The organism is Stenotrophomonas sp. YJH_SMC_46 (assembly GCF_059370315.1).
Genome location: NZ_JCAFTO010000006.1, coordinates 1 through 14919, shown reverse-complemented (window position 1 = coordinate 14919; position 14919 = coordinate 1). Strand labels below are relative to the sequence as shown.

At 62.7% G+C, this 14919-nt stretch carries 28 protein-coding genes; all 28 read right to left on the bottom strand.

The genetic code is table 11. The features are described 5' to 3' along the window. Positions 1-100: 100 nt before the first annotated feature. Positions 101-484, bottom strand: coding sequence for a 50S ribosomal protein L17 (gene rplQ, locus AC5P8C_RS17640; protein ID WP_005408217.1), 384 nt, complete (start codon positions 482-484; stop codon positions 101-103). A gap of 190 nt (positions 485-674) precedes the next feature. Further along, positions 675-1673 carry a DNA-directed RNA polymerase subunit alpha gene (locus AC5P8C_RS17635; RefSeq protein ID WP_005408216.1) on the bottom strand — a complete coding sequence of 333 codons (999 nt, stop codon included), beginning with the start codon at positions 1671-1673 and terminating at the stop codon, positions 675-677. Positions 1674-1728: 55 nt separating this feature from the next. Further along, the gene (rpsD, locus tag AC5P8C_RS17630; RefSeq protein ID WP_004145446.1) at positions 1729-2358 is read right to left on the bottom strand and encodes a 30S ribosomal protein S4; all 630 of its coding nucleotides are present in this window, start codon (positions 2356-2358) and stop codon (positions 1729-1731) included. Positions 2359-2373: 15 nt separating this feature from the next. Continuing rightward, positions 2374-2763 (bottom strand): 30S ribosomal protein S11, encoded by a 390-nt coding sequence (rpsK, locus tag AC5P8C_RS17625; protein WP_004145443.1) that lies wholly within the window; start codon positions 2761-2763, stop codon positions 2374-2376. Positions 2764-2774: 11 nt separating this feature from the next. Beyond that, positions 2775-3131 (bottom strand): 30S ribosomal protein S13, encoded by a 357-nt coding sequence (gene rpsM, locus AC5P8C_RS17620; RefSeq protein ID WP_004154500.1) that lies wholly within the window; start codon positions 3129-3131, stop codon positions 2775-2777. 347 nt (positions 3132-3478) lie between these two features. Then, complete coding sequence (secY, locus tag AC5P8C_RS17615; protein ID WP_005408215.1) at positions 3479-4846, bottom strand: preprotein translocase subunit SecY; 1368 nt, start codon at positions 4844-4846, stop codon at positions 3479-3481. 7 nt (positions 4847-4853) lie between these two features. After that, complete coding sequence (gene rplO, locus AC5P8C_RS17610; protein ID WP_004154498.1) at positions 4854-5297, bottom strand: 50S ribosomal protein L15; 444 nt, start codon at positions 5295-5297, stop codon at positions 4854-4856. Positions 5298-5303: 6 nt separating this feature from the next. Further along, positions 5304-5495 carry a 50S ribosomal protein L30 gene (gene rpmD / locus AC5P8C_RS17605; RefSeq protein ID WP_005408214.1) on the bottom strand — a complete coding sequence of 64 codons (192 nt, stop codon included), beginning with the start codon at positions 5493-5495 and terminating at the stop codon, positions 5304-5306. Further along, positions 5488-6030, bottom strand: coding sequence for a 30S ribosomal protein S5 (gene rpsE / locus AC5P8C_RS17600; protein ID WP_004154496.1), 543 nt, complete (start codon positions 6028-6030; stop codon positions 5488-5490). Before rpsE ends, rpmD begins: the two co-directional genes overlap by 8 nt. Positions 6031-6191: 161 nt before the next feature. Then, the gene (gene rplR / locus AC5P8C_RS17595) at positions 6192-6551 is read right to left on the bottom strand and encodes a 50S ribosomal protein L18 (RefSeq protein WP_026346969.1); all 360 of its coding nucleotides are present in this window, start codon (positions 6549-6551) and stop codon (positions 6192-6194) included. 80 nt (positions 6552-6631) lie between these two features. Beyond that, entirely contained in the window at positions 6632-7156 is a 525-nt protein-coding gene (gene rplF / locus AC5P8C_RS17590) for a 50S ribosomal protein L6 (RefSeq protein ID WP_019659576.1), read from the bottom strand. Between the two features lie 18 nt (positions 7157-7174). Next, entirely contained in the window at positions 7175-7573 is a 399-nt protein-coding gene (gene rpsH / locus AC5P8C_RS17585) for a 30S ribosomal protein S8 (protein WP_005408210.1), read from the bottom strand. A gap of 258 nt (positions 7574-7831) precedes the next feature. Next, the gene (gene rpsN / locus AC5P8C_RS17580; RefSeq protein WP_019659577.1) at positions 7832-8137 is read right to left on the bottom strand and encodes a 30S ribosomal protein S14; all 306 of its coding nucleotides are present in this window, start codon (positions 8135-8137) and stop codon (positions 7832-7834) included. Positions 8138-8155: 18 nt separating this feature from the next. After that, positions 8156-8698, bottom strand: coding sequence for a 50S ribosomal protein L5 (rplE, locus tag AC5P8C_RS17575; RefSeq protein ID WP_005415416.1), 543 nt, complete (start codon positions 8696-8698; stop codon positions 8156-8158). 11 nt (positions 8699-8709) lie between these two features. Further along, on the bottom strand, positions 8710-9027 hold the full coding sequence (gene rplX, locus AC5P8C_RS17570; protein WP_004154490.1) for a 50S ribosomal protein L24: 318 nt from the start codon (positions 9025-9027) through the stop codon (positions 8710-8712). Between the two features lie 16 nt (positions 9028-9043). Next, the gene (gene rplN / locus AC5P8C_RS17565; RefSeq protein WP_010483978.1) at positions 9044-9412 is read right to left on the bottom strand and encodes a 50S ribosomal protein L14; all 369 of its coding nucleotides are present in this window, start codon (positions 9410-9412) and stop codon (positions 9044-9046) included. Between the two features lie 12 nt (positions 9413-9424). Continuing rightward, positions 9425-9694: a 30S ribosomal protein S17 gene (rpsQ, locus tag AC5P8C_RS17560; RefSeq protein WP_004154489.1), complete on the bottom strand. Its 270-nt coding sequence runs from the start codon at positions 9692-9694 to the stop codon at positions 9425-9427. Positions 9695-9705: 11 nt separating this feature from the next. Beyond that, the gene (gene rpmC / locus AC5P8C_RS17555; protein WP_004154487.1) at positions 9706-9891 is read right to left on the bottom strand and encodes a 50S ribosomal protein L29; all 186 of its coding nucleotides are present in this window, start codon (positions 9889-9891) and stop codon (positions 9706-9708) included. After that, positions 9891-10304 (bottom strand): 50S ribosomal protein L16, encoded by a 414-nt coding sequence (gene rplP, locus AC5P8C_RS17550; protein WP_004154486.1) that lies wholly within the window; start codon positions 10302-10304, stop codon positions 9891-9893. Before rplP ends, rpmC begins: the two co-directional genes overlap by 1 nt. Before the next feature lie 5 nt (positions 10305-10309). Then, the gene (gene rpsC / locus AC5P8C_RS17545; RefSeq protein ID WP_005415414.1) at positions 10310-11044 is read right to left on the bottom strand and encodes a 30S ribosomal protein S3; all 735 of its coding nucleotides are present in this window, start codon (positions 11042-11044) and stop codon (positions 10310-10312) included. An 18-nt stretch (positions 11045-11062) separates the two neighbouring features. After that, the gene (gene rplV / locus AC5P8C_RS17540) at positions 11063-11398 is read right to left on the bottom strand and encodes a 50S ribosomal protein L22 (protein ID WP_004145348.1); all 336 of its coding nucleotides are present in this window, start codon (positions 11396-11398) and stop codon (positions 11063-11065) included. A gap of 12 nt (positions 11399-11410) precedes the next feature. After that, entirely contained in the window at positions 11411-11680 is a 270-nt protein-coding gene (gene rpsS / locus AC5P8C_RS17535) for a 30S ribosomal protein S19 (RefSeq protein WP_005415413.1), read from the bottom strand. 6 nt (positions 11681-11686) lie between these two features. Then, complete coding sequence (gene rplB / locus AC5P8C_RS17530) at positions 11687-12514, bottom strand: 50S ribosomal protein L2 (protein WP_004145339.1); 828 nt, start codon at positions 12512-12514, stop codon at positions 11687-11689. A 10-nt stretch (positions 12515-12524) separates the two neighbouring features. Beyond that, positions 12525-12824, bottom strand: a complete 300-nt coding sequence (rplW, locus tag AC5P8C_RS17525; protein WP_004145338.1) for a 50S ribosomal protein L23 — start codon at positions 12822-12824, stop codon at positions 12525-12527. Beyond that, positions 12821-13426: a 50S ribosomal protein L4 gene (gene rplD, locus AC5P8C_RS17520; RefSeq protein ID WP_019659578.1), complete on the bottom strand. Its 606-nt coding sequence runs from the start codon at positions 13424-13426 to the stop codon at positions 12821-12823. The genes rplW and rplD overlap by 4 nt, the downstream gene beginning before the upstream one ends. 12 nt (positions 13427-13438) lie before the next feature. Further along, positions 13439-14089, bottom strand: a complete 651-nt coding sequence (rplC, locus tag AC5P8C_RS17515; RefSeq protein ID WP_004145336.1) for a 50S ribosomal protein L3 — start codon at positions 14087-14089, stop codon at positions 13439-13441. Between the two features lie 11 nt (positions 14090-14100). Further along, a complete protein-coding gene (gene rpsJ / locus AC5P8C_RS17510; RefSeq protein ID WP_005408208.1) occupies positions 14101-14412 on the bottom strand; it encodes a 30S ribosomal protein S10 in 312 nt (103 codons plus the stop codon). A gap of 332 nt (positions 14413-14744) precedes the next feature. Beyond that, positions 14745-14919: EF-Tu C-terminal domain-related protein (locus AC5P8C_RS17505; protein WP_495219242.1), on the bottom strand; the 175-nt coding region annotated here is incomplete at its 5' end.

Genomic DNA, 14919 nt, shown 5'->3' with positions numbered 1-14919 from the left:
GCGTAGCGGATACGGAAACGCCGGGCATGGCCCGGCGCTACCAGAACGCAAAAGCCCGGCAGAGGCCGGGCTTTCGCTGTGTCGCGTTGGAGCGGTCCGATTACTCGGCCACTTCCTCGGCCACGACCGGACGGTCGACCAGCTCGACGTAGGCCATCGGCGCGTTGTCGCCGGCGCGGAAACCGCACTTCAGCAGGCGCAGGTAGCCGCCCGGACGGTTCGCGTAGCGCGGGCCCAGGATGGTGAACAGGTTGCCCACCGCTTCGTTGTCGCGCAGGCGGGCGAAGGCCAGACGGCGGTTGGCGACGGAGTCGACCTTGGCCAGGGTGATCAGCGGCTCGGCAACGCGGCGCAGTTCCTTGGCCTTCGGCAGGGTGGTCTTGATCAGCTCGTGCTTGAACAGCGAGGCGGCCATGTTCTTGAACATCGCTTCGCGGTGGGCGCTGGTGCGGCTGAACTTACGGCCAGACTTCTGGTGACGCATGGTGATATTCCTTGGTTAATGATGAGGCTGTGCGGATCGTTGTCGCCATCCTGGCGTTGCTGCGCGGACTGCGGTTGGTCCTGGCCCTCCGTCCTGGACGGCCTGCCCGCGAACCTGCGGTTCGTCGTGGCGTGTTGTGTTGCGTTGAAGGCTCCACCGCGAACGGTGGAGCCTTCAGGCATTACCGATATCAGCCCAGCATGCCGTGGCTGGCGACGCCGGCCGGCGGCCAGTTCTCCAGCTTCATGCCGAGCGACAGGCCGCGCTGAGCCAGCACTTCCTTGATCTCGGTGAGCGACTTCTTGCCCAGGTTCGGGGTCTTCAGCAGCTCCACTTCGGTCTTCTGGATCAGATCGCCGATGTAGTAGATGCTTTCAGCCTTCAGGCAGTTGGCCGAACGCACGGTCAGCTCCAGATCGTCGATCGGGCGCAGCAGCACCGGATCCACGCCGTTGTTGGCCGGCTTGGCCGCACCGCGGTCGCGGTGGGTGAAGTCACCGAACACCGACAGCTGGTCGCTGAGGATGTCGGCGGCGGTGCGCACGGCTTCCTCGGCATCGATGGTGCCGTTGGTCTCGATATCGATGACCAGCTTGTCCAGGTCGGTACGCTGTTCGACGCGGGCCGCCTCCACGGCATAGGCGACGCGGCGGACCGGCGAGAACGAGGCATCCAGGACCAGGCGGCCGATGGCACGGGTTTCTTCGTCCGGACGACGACGCGCGGCAGCCGGCTGGTAGCCGAAACCACGTTCGATCTTCAGACGCATGTTGATCGCCGTGTCCTTGGTCAGGTGGCAGATCACATGGTCGCCGTTCAGGATCTCCACATTGTGGTCGACCTTGATGTCGGCAGCGGTGACAACGCCCGGGCCCTGCTTGGACAGGGACAGGGTGGCGCTGTCGCCGGAGTGCATACGGATGGCCACGTCCTTCAGGTTCAGCAGGACTTCGAGCACGTCCTCCTGCAGACCTTCGACCGTGGTGTACTCATGCAACACGCCGTCGATTTCGACTTCCGTGATGGCGAAGCCCGGGATGGACGACAGCAGCACGCGACGCAGGGCGTTGCCCAGCGTATGCCCGTAACCCCGCTCCAAAGGTTCGATAACGACCTTTGCACGGGTGTCGGTAAGGCGTTCGATCTGCGGACCGCGAGGACGCAGAACCTGGTTGGCGGTAACCGTCATGTTGCGGGTTCTCCTAGTGAACCCCCGGCCGTCGCCGGGGGCTCTCCAATGTGAATTACTTCGAATACAGCTCGACGATCAGCGCTTCGTTGATGTCCGCAGGCAGATCCGAACGATCCGGAACGGCCTTGAAGATGCCGGTGAACTTGCCGGAATCCACTTCAACCCACGACGGGCTCAGGTCATGCTGGGCGGCGACGGTCAGGGCTTCCTGGACGCGCAGCTGCTTGGCAGCCTTTTCAGACAGGGCGATGGCGTCGCCAGCCTTGACCTGGTACGAAGCCAGGTTGACCGACTTGCCATTCACGGTGACGCCGCGGTGCGACACCAGCTGACGAGCAGCCGGACGGGTCACGGCGAAGCCCATGCGGTAGACGACGTTGTCCAGGCGGGTTTCCAGCAGCTGCAGCAGGTTCTCGCCGGTGTTGCCCTTCTTGGTCGAGGCCTTCTTGTAGTAGTTGCGGAACTGACGCTCCAGCAGGCCGTAGATACGCTTGACCTTCTGCTTTTCACGCAGCTGGGTGGCGTAGTCGGACAGCTTGCCCTTGCGGGCAGTGGCGCCGTGCTGGCCGGGCTTCTGCTCCAGCTTGCACTTGGAGTCCAGCGCACGCGCCGGGCTCTTCAGGGACAGGTCGGCGCCTTCGCGACGGGCGAGCTTACAGGTAGGACCGATATAACGAGCCATTTCTTATCGCTCCCTTTAGACGCGACGCTTCTTCGGCGGACGGCACCCGTTGTGCGGGATAGGCGTCACGTCGATGATGTTGGTGATCTTGTAGCCGACGTTGTTCAGCGAACGCACGGCCGACTCACGGCCCGGACCCGGGCCCTTGATGCGGACTTCCAGCGACTTCACGCCGTAGTCCAGCGCAGCACGACCGGCCTTTTCAGCAGCCACCTGGGCAGCGAACGGGGTCGACTTGCGCGAACCGCGGAAGCCAGCGCCACCGGAGGTCGCCCACGACAGAGCATTGCCCTGGCGGTCGGTGATGGTGACGATGGTGTTGTTGAACGAAGCGTGGACGTGGGCAACGCCGTCGGTGACGACGCGCTTGATCTTCTTCTTGGTCTTAGCAGCGGGCTTAGCCATTTCTCAGTCCCTTACTTCTTGATCGCCTTGCGCGGACCCTTGCGGGTGCGGGCGTTGGTACGGGTGCGCTGGCCACGCAGCGGGAGGCCACGACGGTGACGCAGGCCGCGGTAGCAGCCCAGGTCCATCAGGCGCTTGATCGCGATGCCGATCTCACGGCGCAGATCGCCTTCCACGATGTACTTGCCGACTTCGGCGCGCAGGCGCTCGATTTCCGGCTCCGACAGATCGCGGATCTTGGTGGTCGAAGCAACGCCTGCGACTTCGCAGACCTTCTTCGAACGGGTACGGCCGATGCCGTAAATGCTTTGCAACCCGACCCAGACGTGCTTCTGGGCTGGCAGGTTGACGCCTGCAATACGCGCCATGACGCGGTTCTCCAGCTGAGTGATGGCCGACAGCGCGCCTCGGGCACGCCAATCCGGCAGGATGGATCAAAAAAGTGAACTAGCGATACTAACAAGGTTCCGGTTTACATGGAAGCCCGTGAAACCATTGGTTTCATGAACCCGGCCTGGGGAGTGTGCCCAGGCTCCGGCGCCGGATGGGGTTGGACCCGGGGTATCCTCCGGGGCCGCCCGCGCTACTCCAGCGCGGGACCACCTCATCACACCCCCACCCGGAACCGCTGCGGGGGCCGCCCTTCGTTTGTGTGGCCGGAGTCCGCGAAGCGGAGGGACCATCACGTCAGGAAGACGAAAGTATAACAGGCCAATCAGCCGCGGGCAAAACCGCCGCGGTTGCCGCCCTTCAGGTTGGCCTTCTTCAGCAGGCTCTCGTACTGGTGGGACATCAGGTGCGCCTGCACCTGGGCAATGAAGTCCATCACCACCACCACCACGATCAGCAGCGAAGTACCGCCGAAGTAGAACGAGGCGTTCAGCTGCGTGCGCATCAGTTCCGGCAGCAGGCAGACGATCACCAGATAGGCCGAGCCGGCTGCGGTCAGGCGGGTCAGTACACCGTCGATGTAATCGGCGGTGGCCTTGCCCGGACGGATGCCCGGAATCAGCGCGCCCGACTTCTTCAGGTTGTCAGCGGTTTCCTGGGAGTTGAACACCAGCGCGGTATAGAAGAACGCGAAACCGGTGATCAGCGCAGCGAACACGATCATGTGCAGCGGCTCGCCCGGGCCCAGGGCATTGGCGACCTTCTGCAGGACCTGGCCGAAGCTGCTCTGGTTGGCCGCCTGGCCGGACCACATGGCCAGGGTGGCCGGGAAGGCCAGCAGGCTCGAGGCGAAGATTGCCGGAATGACGCCGGCCATGTTGAGCTTCAGCGGCAGGAACGAGGTCTGGTTCATGTACGCGTTGCGACCGCCCTGGCGGCGTGCGTAGTTGACCGTGATCCGGCGCTGGCCACGCTCGACGAACACCACGAAGAAGGTGAACGCGAGCACGACAATGGCGATCAGCAGCAGCTGGATGAACTGGATATTGCCGTCGCGGTAGGCGTCGAAGGTGTGGATGATCGCACCCGGCAGGCCAGCGACGATACCGGCGAAGATGATCAGCGACACGCCGTTGCCGATGCCGCGCTCGGTGACCTGCTCACCGACCCACATCAGGAACATGGTGCCGGCGGTCAGCGCGACCACGGCGGTGAGCACGAAGCCCATGCCCGGCGCATACACGACCGGAGCGCCCGACGGCGAGACCTGGCCCTGCAGGGCCAGTGCGATCGAACCGCCCTGCACCACTGCCAGCAGCACGGCGCCGATGCGCGAATACTGGGTGATCTTGCGGCGGCCGGACTCACCTTCCTTCTGCATCGCCTTCAGGGCGGGGAAGATGTGCACGGCCAGCTGCATCACGATCGATGCCGAGATGTACGGCATCACGTTCAGCGCGAAGATGCTGAAACGGTGCAGGGCGCCGCCCGAGAACATGTTGAACATGTCCACGATGCCGCCGCCCTGCTGTTGCATCATGGCAAGCATGGCATCGGGATTGACGCCCGGCACCGGCACGTAGCAGCCGATGCGATAGACGATCAAAGCCCCGACGACGAACAGCAAACGTTGGCGAAGTTCAGTGAACTTGCCCATTCCGCCCGCGAGGTTACCGATGCCAGCTTGCGCCATGATTTTCTTACTCCGTTACGCTGCCGCCGGCAGCTTCGATCGCGGCCTTGGCACCCGCCGTGGCAGCAATACCCTTCAGGGTGAACGCCTTGGTCACTTCGCCCTTGACGACGACCTTGGCCTTCTTGGCAGTGCTCGGAACCAGCTTGGCAGCACGCAGGGCGGCGAAGTCGATCTCACCGGCCGGCAGCTTGTCCAGTGCGTACAGCAGCACTTCAGCGGTGTCCTTGGCGATCGGCGAACGGAAGCCGATCTTCGGCAGACGACGCTGCATGGGGGTCTGGCCGCCTTCGAAGCCAGCCTTGATCTTGCCGCCACCCTTGCGGGCGAACGAACCCTTGTGGCCGCGGCCGGCAGTCTTGCCCAGGCCCGAGCCGATACCGCGACCGACGCGGGTACGCTCGGTGCGGGCGCCCGGTGCCGGGCTCAGTTCATTGAGACGCAGAGTCATGGTCGATTACTCCTCAACCTGGACGAGGTACTGAACCTTGTTGATCAGGCCGCGCACCTGCGGGCTGTCCTTCAGTTCACGCACATCGTTGAGCTTGTTCAGGCCCAGCGCACGCACCGACAGGCGGTGACGCGACTGGGTGCCACGCAGGCCACGCACCAGGCGGACCTTGACAGTCTTGTTGGACTCATTAGCCATGGTTGAGTTCCTCCACCTTCTTGCCGCGCTTGGCCGCGATGCGAGCCGGCGACTGTGCAGCAGCCAGGCCCTTCACGGTGGCACGCACCAGGTTGATCGGGTTGCGCGAACCGGTGGCCTTGGCCAGCACGTTCTTCACGCCAACGGCTTCCAGCACGGCGCGCATGGCACCGCCGGCGATCACGCCGGTACCTTCCGAAGCCGGCTGCATGAACACGCGGGCTGCGCCGTGACCATCCTTGATGGTGTGCCACAGGGTGCCGTTGTTCAGGTCAACGCTGACCAGGTTCTTGCGGGCCTGTTCCATCGACTTCTGGATGGCAACCGGCACTTCGCGGGCCTTGCCATAGCCGAAACCGACCTTGCCTTCGCCGTCGCCGACGACGGTCAGGGCGGTGAAGGTGAACTGGCGGCCACCCTTGACGGTCTTGCTGACGCGGTTGACCGCGACCAGCTTTTCGATCATGCCGTCGTCGATCTTCTCTTCGCGGTTACGGTCGCGATCGCGACCCCGCTGCTGACGCTCTTCTGCCATGTTGATTCCTTGGTTGTTTGGGTATGTACGGCTCGAAGCCGCTTATGGTTGTGGCGTGACGCGTTGTTCCGGTGGGCCGCTGCAGAAGAGCGGCGCCGTCCAGCCTCACTCAGGCTGGCGAGCAGGTGGGCAGGAGGCCAATGGCCCCCTGCCCTTGTCCCTTAGAACTGCAGGCCGGCTTCGCGGGCGGCTTCTGCCAGGGCCTTGATGCGGCCGTGGTAGCGGTAGCCCGAACGATCGAAGGCAACCTTCTCGATGCCGGCGGCCTTGGCGCGCTCGGCAACGATGCGGCCAACCTTGGCAGCAGCATCGGCGTTCTTGCCGTTCTTCAGGCCTTCGATGACGTCGGCCTGGGTGGTGTTGGCAGCAGCCAGCACCTTGGAGCCGTCGGCGGTGAAGACCTGGGCGTACAGGTGCTGGCCGGTGCGCAGCACCGACAGGCGGGCGACGCCGAGCTCACGGATGTGGGCACGGGTCGACTTGGCGCGACGCAGGCGGGCGATGTTCTTGTTCATTTTGATTATTCCTTGAAAGCTGAAGGAAGAGCTTTTCCCTGAGAAGTCCGCACAGGGATGTGCGGGCTCTTGCGAGGGACTCGCGCTTATGCCTTCTTGGCTTCCTTACGGATGATGACTTCGTCGGAGTACTTCACGCCCTTGCCCTTGTACGGTTCCGGCTTGCGGAACGCACGGATCTTGGCGGCAACTTCACCGACGACCTGCTTGTCAGCGCCCTGGACCAGGATCTCGGTCTGGGTCGGGGTCGACAGCGTGATGCCTTCCGGCGCCACGAACACGACCGGGTGCGAGAAGCCCAGCGACAGGTTCAGGTCCTTGCCCTGCATGGCAGCGCGGTAACCCACGCCCACCAGCTCCAGCTTGCGCTCGAAGCCTTCGGACACGCCCTTGACCATGTTGGACAGGATCGCACGCACGGTACCGGTCAGTGCGACCAGGTCGGCGCTTTCGGTGCTCAGGGTGGCAACGCCGTTGTCGACGTTGATGGCAATACCGGCCGGCTTGGCCAGCGACAGGGTGCCCTTCGGGCCCTTGGCGGTGACGCTGTCCGACTGGACGTTCAGTTCAACCTTACCCAGGGTAATCGGCTTCTTGGCTACGCGGGACATAGTTCTACTCCTTTCGCCTTAGGCCACGAAGCACAGGACTTCGCCGCCGACGCCCAGCTGGCGCGCCTGCGCATCAGTCATGATGCCCTTGGAGGTGGAAATGATGGAGATACCCAGGCCGTTCATGACCTTCGGCAGCTCGCTCTTGCCGCGGTACTGGCGCAGGCCCGAACGCGAGAAGCGCTTCAGGGTCGCGATGACCGGCTTGCCTTCGAAATACTTCAGCACGATTTCCAGCTCGGACTTGTTGTTTTCCAGCTGGGTCACGCGCAGGTCGGTGATGTAACCCTCGTCCTTCAGGACCTGGGCGATCGCAACCTTGATCTTGGACGACGGGGCTTTCACCGTCTGCTTGCCCACCGCGGCCGCATTCTTGATGCGGACCAGCAGGTCGGCGATGGGATCAGTCATGCTCATATGAGTACCTTTGAGTGCACCGATATCCGCTTTCGCGAAAATCTGTTGTCTCCTGGAAACGGGCCAGGTCCCTTGATGCAGCGGGCCGGAAGCCCACTCCTACGACCCCGTTTGCGCAGGGCAAGACGCGGGAGTATACGCCAAAAGAGCCCGGCTTGCGCCGGGCTCCTCGGTTTTTTTGCGTCGGGAAAGCTGAATGCCTCCCCTGCCCGGTTCAGGAACCCCCGAAGGGGCTCCTGATCGCAGGGCCGGCTGGGGTTACCAGCTGGCCTTGCGCAGACCCGGCACGTCGCCACGCATGGTGGCTTCACGCAGCTTGTTACGGCCCAGGCCGAACTTGCTGTAGACGCCACGCGGACGACCCGACAGCTCGCAACGATTACGCTGGCGGCTCGGCGACGAATCGCGCGGCAGCTTGGCCAGCTTGGTTGCGGCCTCGATCTTCTCTTCGTAGGTCGCGTCCACGGAGGACACGATCTTCTTCAGAGCCGCACGCTTTTCAGCGTACTTCTTGGCCAGCTTTTCCCGCTTGATGTCGCGGTTGACCATGGAGGTCTTTGCCATTTCGGTTTCCTCGACAGATCAGTTACGGAACGGGAACTTGAACGCTGCCAGCAGCGCCTTCGCTTCCGCATCGGTCTTCGCAGTGGTGGTGATGGCGATATCCATGCCGCGGATCGCATCGACGGCGTCGAAGTCGATTTCCGGGAAGATGATCTGTTCCTTCACACCCATGTTGAAGTTGCCGCGGCCGTCGAAGGAACGGCCGGAAACACCACGGAAGTCGCGCACGCGCGGCAGCGAGATGTTGATCAGGCGGTCCAGGAACTCGTACATCTTGTGGCGACGCAGCGTGGTCTTGCAGCCGATCGGCCAACCATCACGGATCTTGAACGACGCGACCGAGATACGCGACTTGGTGACAACCGGCTTCTGGCCGGAAATCTTGGTCATGTCCGCGACGGCGTTTTCCAGGATCTTCTTGTTGGTGGCAGCCTCGCCGACACCCATGTTCAGGGTGACCTTGACGAGCTTCGGTACTTCCATCGGATTGGTGTAGCCGAACTGCTTCATCAGCGCCGGCACCACTTCTTCCTTGTAGATCTTTTCGAGACGGGAAGTCATCTTCACATTCCTCAGGCGTCGAGCGCCTCACCGCTGGAGCGGAACACACGCAGTTTGCGTCCATCCTCCAGCACCTTGAAGCCAACGCGTTCGCCCTTGCCCGAAGCCGGGTTCAGCACGTTCACGTTGGAGATATGGATCGAAGCTTCGCGCTCGACCACGCCGCCGGCAACACCTGCCTGCGGGTTCGGCTTGGTGTGGCGCTTGACGATGTTCACGTTGGCGACGACCACACGGTCGCCGTCGACGCGGACGACTTCGCCCTGCTTGCCCTTGTCCTTGCCAGCGTTGACGACAACCTGGTCGCCCTTCTTGATACGGTTAGCCATGATTATCTCCTGTCGCTCACAGCACTTCGGGAGCGAGCGAGACGATCTTCATGAACTTCTCCGAACGAAGTTCACGGGTCACCGGCCCGAAGATACGGGTACCGATCGGCTCCTGCTTGTTGTTCAGCAGGACGGCCGCGTTGCCGTCGAAGCGGATCAGCGAACCGTCGGCGCGACGCACACCCTTGCGGGTACGCACCACGACGGCGTCATACACTTCACCCTTCTTGACCTTGCCGCGCGGAATCGCATCCTTCACGGTGACCTTGATGATGTCGCCGATGCCGGCGTAACGGCGCTTGGAACCACCCAGCACCTTGAAGCACATCACCTGCTTGGCACCCGAATTGTCCGCGACGTCAAGGTAGCTCTGCATCTGGATCATGATTCAGACTCCTTATTCAGCCGCACGCGTGATGACTTCCACCACGCGCCAGTTCTTGGTCTTGGACATCGGAGCAATCTCGGTCACGCGGACGACATCGCCTTCCTTGCAGGCGTTGTCGGCATCGTGGGCGTGCAGCTTGGTCGAGCGCTTGATGTACTTGCCGTACAGCGCGTGCTTGACCTGACGCTCAACCAGGACGGTAACCGTCTTGTCCATCTTGTTGCTGACGACACGGCCTTCGACCGTGCGCAGCGTCTTCTTTTCAGTATTGTCGCTCATAGCGGCCATCCTTACTTCGTGCTGCCGAGCAGGGTCTTGACGCGAGCAATCTCGCGACGGACCCGGCGAATGTCGTGGGTCTTCGGCAGCTGGCCGGTGACCTGCTGCATACGGACAGAGAACTGTTCCTTACGCAGGTCGATCAGGTGGGCCTTGAGTTCGTCAGCCGACTTTTCACGGAGAGTTTTGATATCCATCAGCGCACCGTACGGGTCACGAAAGTGGTGGTGACCGAGAGCTTGGCGGCGGCCAGGCGGAACGCCTCGCGAGCCACTTCCTCGGAAACACCCTCGATTTCATAGATCATGCGGCCGGGCTGGATCTGGGCCACCCAGTATTCCACGTTACCCTTACCCGAACCCATTCGGACTTCGATGGGCTTCTTGGTGATGGGCTTGTCGGGGAACACGCGGATCCACATCTTGCCGCCGCGCTTGACGTAGCGGCTGATCGAGCGGCGGGCCGCTTCGATCTGGCGCGCGGTCAGCTGACCGTGTGCGGTTGCCTTCAGGCCGTATTCGCCGAAGCTGACAGCGTTGGCGCTCCAGCTCAGGCCATCGTTACGGCCCTTGTGTACCTTGCGGTACTTGGTTCGCTTGGGTTGCAACATTGTCGTTACCTCGCTTCACGGGCCGGGCGCTGACGGTCACCACGGTCGCCGCGATCGTGACGATCGTTGCGCGACGGGGTGTCGTCCTGCTTTTCCTGGCCAACCTGGGAGAAATCGAAGACCTCGCCCTTGTAGATCCAGACCTTGATGCCGATGATGCCGTAGGTCGTCTTGGCTTCAGCGAAGCCATAGTCGATGTCGGCACGCAGGGTGTGCAGCGGCACGCGGCCTTCGCGGTACCACTCCGAACGGGCGATTTCTGCACCGTTGAGGCGGCCACCGACGTTGACCTTGATGCCCAGGGCACCCAGGCGCATCGCGTTGCCGACCGAGCGCTTCATTGCACGGCGGAACATGATGCGACGCTCCAGCTGCTGGGCGATCGACTCGGCAACGAGCTGCGCGTCCAGTTCCGGCTTGCGCACTTCGGTGACGTTGATGTGCGCCGGGACGCCCATCATCTCGCTCACTTCCTTGCGCAGCTTCTCGATGTCCTCACCGCGCTTGCCGATCACCACGCCCGGACGGGCGGTGTGGATCGTCACGCGAGCGGTCTTGGCCGGACGCTCGATCAGGATCTTGCTGATGCCGGCCTGGGCCAGCTTCTTGCGCAGCATGTCGCGCACTTTCAGGTCGGCTGCCAGGTAACCGGCGAACTCGGCCTTGTTGGCGTACCACTTGGAGTTCCAGTCCTTGGAAATGCCGAGGCGGATACCAATCGGATGAACTTTATGACCCATGGTCTTTTCCTTATCCGCTTACTTGGCGGCGCCCACAACCACAGTGATGTGGCTGGTGCGCTTGAGGATGCGGGTACCGCGGCCTTTCGCCCGCGCCATGAAACGCTTCAGGGTCGGACCTTCATCAACCATGATGGTCTGAACCTTCAGCTCGTCGACGTCGGCGCCCTGGTTGTTCTCGGCATTGGCAATAGCCGACTCCACCACCTTCTTGATCAGGTGGGCAGCCTTCTTGTCCGAGAACTTCAGCAGGTTGACCGCACGTTCGGCCGGCAGACCGCGCACCTGGTCAGCGACCAGACGAGCCTTCTGCGGGGAGATGCGCGCAGTGCGCAGGATGGCTTTCGCTTCCATTGTCATCTCTCCTTACTTGCCCGACTTCTTGTCACCACCGTGACCCTTGAAGGTCCGGGTGATGGCAAATTCGCCGAGCTTGTGGCCGACCATGTTCTCGTTGACGAGAACCGGGATGTGGTTCTTGCCGTTATGCACGGCAATGGTGATGCCTACCATGTCAGGCAGGATCATCGAACGGCGCGACCAGGTCTTGATCGGCTTCTTGCTGCCCGCAGCGGCCTCCACCTTCTTGACGAGGTGGTGATCGACGAACGGGCCCTTCTTGAGTGAACGTGCCATGGTCGATTAGCCCCTACGATCGCGGACGATGAACTGCTGAGTGCGCTTGTTATGGCGCGTCTTGTAACCCTTGGTCGGGACACCCCACGGGGTGACCGGATGCGGGTTACCCTGGCCGGCCTTGGCCTCACCACCACCGTGCGGGTGGTCAACCGGGTTCATGGCAGCACCACGAACGGTCGGGCGGACGCCGCGCCAACGCTTGGCACCGGCCTTGCCCAGCTTTTCCAGGCTGTGCTCGTCGTTGCCGACTTCGCCGATGGTGGCGCAGCACTCGACCGGCACCTTGCGCATTTCACCCGAGCGCAGGCGCAGGGTGGCGTAGATGCCTTCGCGGGCCACCAGCTGCACGGCCGCACCGGCGGCGCGGGCGATCTGAGCGCCCTTGCCGGGCTTCAGTTCGATGCAGTGGATGGTGGTACCGACCGGGATGTTGCGCAGCGGCAGGGTGTTGCCAGCCTTGATCGGGGCATCCGAACCAGCGATCACCTGATCACCGGCCTTCAGGCCCTTCGGGGCGATGATGTAGCGGCGCTCACCGTCGACGTAGCACAGCAGGGCGATGTGGGCGGTGCGGTTCGGATCGTATTCGATGCGTTCCACGCGCGCCGGGATGCCCAGCTTGTTGCGCTTGAAGTCGATGATGCGGTAGTGCTGCTTGGCACCACCACCGACGTGACGCACGGTGATGCGGCCATGGTGGTTACGACCACCCGAGCGGCTCTGCGACTCGACCAGGGCAGCGTGCGGAGCACCCTTGTGCAGGTCGGGAGTGACCACGCGCACGGCCGAACGGCGGCCGGGGGAAGTGGGCTTGAATTTCATCAATGGCATGGGATGTACCTCAGGCCTTGGCCGTTACATCGATCGACTGGCCATCGGCCAGGCGAACGTACGCCTTGCGCCAATCGCCGCGGCGGCCAGCACGGTTACGGAAGGACTTGTTCTTGCCCTTGACGTTGACCACGTTGACAGCTTCGACCTTGACGTCGAACAGCTGCTCAACCGCGGCCTTTACATCGGCCTTGGTGGCTTCGTTCGAAACTTCGAAGACATACTGGTTGGAGAGTTCCTGCAGGCGCGCGGTCTTTTCGGAGACACGCGGGGCACGCAGCACGCTGAAGATTTTTTCGTTGCTGTTCATGCCAGCCACTCCTCGACCTTCTTGACCGCGTCAGCGGTGATGACGACCGTGTCGGCACCCACCAGCGAGACCGGATCCAGGCCCTGGACGTCACGCACCTGCACGTACGGCAGATTGCGGGCGGACAGGTACAGGTGCTCGGACGCTTCTTCGGTGACGATCAGCGGGCGCTTGCCCACTTCCAGGCCGGCCAGCTTGGCGACCAGACCCTTCGTGTTGGTCACTTCGACGTCGAAGGACTCCACGATGGTCAGACGGCCCTGACGGTTCAGCTCGGACAGGATCGCGCACATGGCGGCACGGTACTGCTTACGATTGACCTTCTGCTCGAAGCTGCGCGGCTTGGCCGCGAAGGTGACACCGCCGCCGACGAAGATCGGAGCCGTCAGTGCGCCATGACGCGCGCCGCCGCCCTTCTGCTTCTTCGACTTCTTGGTGGTACCAGCCACTTCGGAGCGAGTCTTCTGTGCCTTGGTGCCGGCGCGACCGGCGTTGCGGTAAGCAACGACGACCTGGTGGACCAGATCTTCGCTGAAATCGCGACCGAACACGGCTTCGGAGACCGAGACCTTGTTGTTGCTACCCGTGATAACGAGTTCCATCGTCATCTCTCCTTATGCCTTGCTCGCCGGACGGACGATCACATCGCCACCGGCCGCGCCCGGAACGGCGCCGCGAACGGCGATCAGACCGCGCTCGACGTCGACCTTGACCACTTCCAGGTTCTGGGTGCTCTGCTGCACCGCGCCCATGTGGCCCGACATCTTCTTGCCCGGGAAAACGCGACCCGGGGTCTGGCGCTGACCCAGCGAACCCGGCGCGCGATGCGACAGCGAGTTACCGTGGGTTGCATCGCCCATACGGAAGTTGTGGCGCTTGATGGTGCCCTGGAAGCCCTTACCCTTGGTGACACCCTGGACGTCGACGATCTGGCCGACTTCGAAGATGTCCGCCTTGACTTCGCCGCCAACGGCGAAATCGCCGAGCTGCGCGTCTTCAACGCGGAATTCCCACAGGCCACGACCCGCCTCCACCTTCGCCTTGGCGAAGTGGCCGGCTTCCGGCTTGTTGACCAGGGCAGCGCGACGCGCGCCGACGGTCACCTGCACGGCGCTGTAGCCGTCGGTTTCGACGGTCTTGATCTGCGCGATGCGGTTCGGGGTTGCTTCGATCAGGGTCACCGGGATGGAGCGGCCATCTTCAGTGAACACGCGGCTCATGCCGGCCTTGCGGCCCACGAAGCCCAACGAATACTTCTTCGTCATGGTCGTAGTCCTCAGGTCAGCTTGATCTGAACGTCGACGCCGGCAGCCAGTTCGAGCTTCATCAGCGCGTCCACGGTCTTGTCATTCGGGTCAACGATATCGAGCACGCGCTTGTGCGTGCGGGTCTCGTACTGGTCACGCGCGTCCTTGTCGACGTGCGGGGAGACGAGAACGGTGTAGCGCTCGATCTTGGTCGGCAGCGGGATCGGGCCACGCACTTGCGCGCCGGTCCGCTTTGCCGTTTCAACGATCTCGCTGGCCGAACGGTCGATCAGACGATGATCGAACGCTTTCAGCCGGATCCGGATCTTTTGGTCCGCCATGGCGGTAGGTTCCTTCGTTAAAAGAGCGACAGACAAAGCCTCTGGGTTGCTTTGCCCCATGAAATTCCTGAATACGGACGGCCCACACTCCTGCAGGCCGACAAGGTCACTCCATAGACCTCAAAAACGTAGGCAGACCAGTTTCCCGGCCTGCCCAGACGTAGAAGCATAATGGCACACAAGGCAGCTGTCAACAGTCGCCTGTTGACGCCGCCTGAATGGCATTGACCCTTCCTGGTCCGGGGAACACAAGGCACATCCTGTGCCTGCTTTCCCATTTGATACGCCCCGATGCCCTACCCAGGCAACATCGGGGCGCAGATACTACCAGATTACTCGATGATCTTCGAGACCACGCCGGCGCCCACGGTGCGGCCGCCTTCGCGGATGGCGAAGCGCAGGCCTTCGTCCATCGCCACCGGGTTGATCAGGGTGACGACCATCTTGACGTTGTCACCCGGCATCACCATTTCGACGCCTTCCGGCAGTGCAGCTGCGCCGGTGATG

Coding starts and splice junctions, on each gene's coding strand:
- rpsK (WP_004145443.1), bottom strand. CDS start 2,763: ATGGCTAAGCCCGCTGCTAAGACCAAGAAGAAGATCAAGCGCGTCGTC.
- rplN (WP_010483978.1), bottom strand. CDS start 9,412: ATGATCCAGATGCAGAGCTACCTTGACGTCGCGGACAATTCGGGTGCC.
- rplV (WP_004145348.1), bottom strand. CDS start 11,398: ATGGAAGCGAAAGCCATCCTGCGCACTGCGCGCATCTCCCCGCAGAAG.
- rpmC (WP_004154487.1), bottom strand. CDS start 9,891: ATGGATATCAAAACTCTCCGTGAAAAGTCGGCTGACGAACTCAAGGCC.
- rplX (WP_004154490.1), bottom strand. CDS start 9,027: ATGGCTAACCGTATCAAGAAGGGCGACCAGGTTGTCGTCAACGCTGGC.
- rpmD (WP_005408214.1), bottom strand. CDS start 5,495: ATGGCTAATGAGTCCAACAAGACTGTCAAGGTCCGCCTGGTGCGTGGC.
- rplP (WP_004154486.1), bottom strand. CDS start 10,304: ATGTTGCAACCCAAGCGAACCAAGTACCGCAAGGTACACAAGGGCCGT.
- rpsE (WP_004154496.1), bottom strand. CDS start 6,030: ATGGCAGAAGAGCGTCAGCAGCGGGGTCGCGATCGCGACCGTAACCGC.
- rpsH (WP_005408210.1), bottom strand. CDS start 7,573: ATGAGCATGACTGATCCCATCGCCGACCTGCTGGTCCGCATCAAGAAT.
- rplW (WP_004145338.1), bottom strand. CDS start 12,824: ATGAACAGCAACGAAAAAATCTTCAGCGTGCTGCGTGCCCCGCGTGTC.
- rplO (WP_004154498.1), bottom strand. CDS start 5,297: ATGACTCTGCGTCTCAATGAACTGAGCCCGGCACCGGGCGCCCGCACC.
- AC5P8C_RS17635 (WP_005408216.1), bottom strand. CDS start 1,673: ATGACGGTTACCGCCAACCAGGTTCTGCGTCCTCGCGGTCCGCAGATC.
- rplE (WP_005415416.1), bottom strand. CDS start 8,698: ATGACTTCCCGTCTCGAAAAGATCTACAAGGAAGAAGTGGTGCCGGCG.
- rpsC (WP_005415414.1), bottom strand. CDS start 11,044: ATGGGTCATAAAGTTCATCCGATTGGTATCCGCCTCGGCATTTCCAAG.
- rplD (WP_019659578.1), bottom strand. CDS start 13,426: ATGGAACTCGTTATCACGGGTAGCAACAACAAGGTCTCGGTCTCCGAA.
- rplQ (WP_005408217.1), bottom strand. CDS start 484: ATGCGTCACCAGAAGTCTGGCCGTAAGTTCAGCCGCACCAGCGCCCAC.
- secY (WP_005408215.1), bottom strand. CDS start 4,846: ATGGCGCAAGCTGGCATCGGTAACCTCGCGGGCGGAATGGGCAAGTTC.
- rplB (WP_004145339.1), bottom strand. CDS start 12,514: ATGCCATTGATGAAATTCAAGCCCACTTCCCCCGGCCGCCGTTCGGCC.
- rpsN (WP_019659577.1), bottom strand. CDS start 8,137: ATGGCAAAGACCTCCATGGTCAACCGCGACATCAAGCGGGAAAAGCTG.
- rpsD (WP_004145446.1), bottom strand. CDS start 2,358: ATGGCTCGTTATATCGGTCCTACCTGTAAGCTCGCCCGTCGCGAAGGC.
- rplF (WP_019659576.1), bottom strand. CDS start 7,156: ATGTCCCGCGTAGCCAAGAAGCCGATTACCCTGGGTAAGGTTGAACTG.
- rpsS (WP_005415413.1), bottom strand. CDS start 11,680: ATGGCACGTTCACTCAAGAAGGGCCCGTTCGTCGATCACCACCTCGTC.
- rpsM (WP_004154500.1), bottom strand. CDS start 3,131: ATGGCGCGTATTGCAGGCGTCAACCTGCCAGCCCAGAAGCACGTCTGG.
- rplC (WP_004145336.1), bottom strand. CDS start 14,089: ATGACGAAGAAGTATTCGTTGGGCTTCGTGGGCCGCAAGGCCGGCATG.
- rpsQ (WP_004154489.1), bottom strand. CDS start 9,694: ATGAGCGACAATACTGAAAAGAAGACGCTGCGCACGGTCGAAGGCCGT.
- rpsJ (WP_005408208.1), bottom strand. CDS start 14,412: ATGGCGGACCAAAAGATCCGGATCCGGCTGAAAGCGTTCGATCATCGT.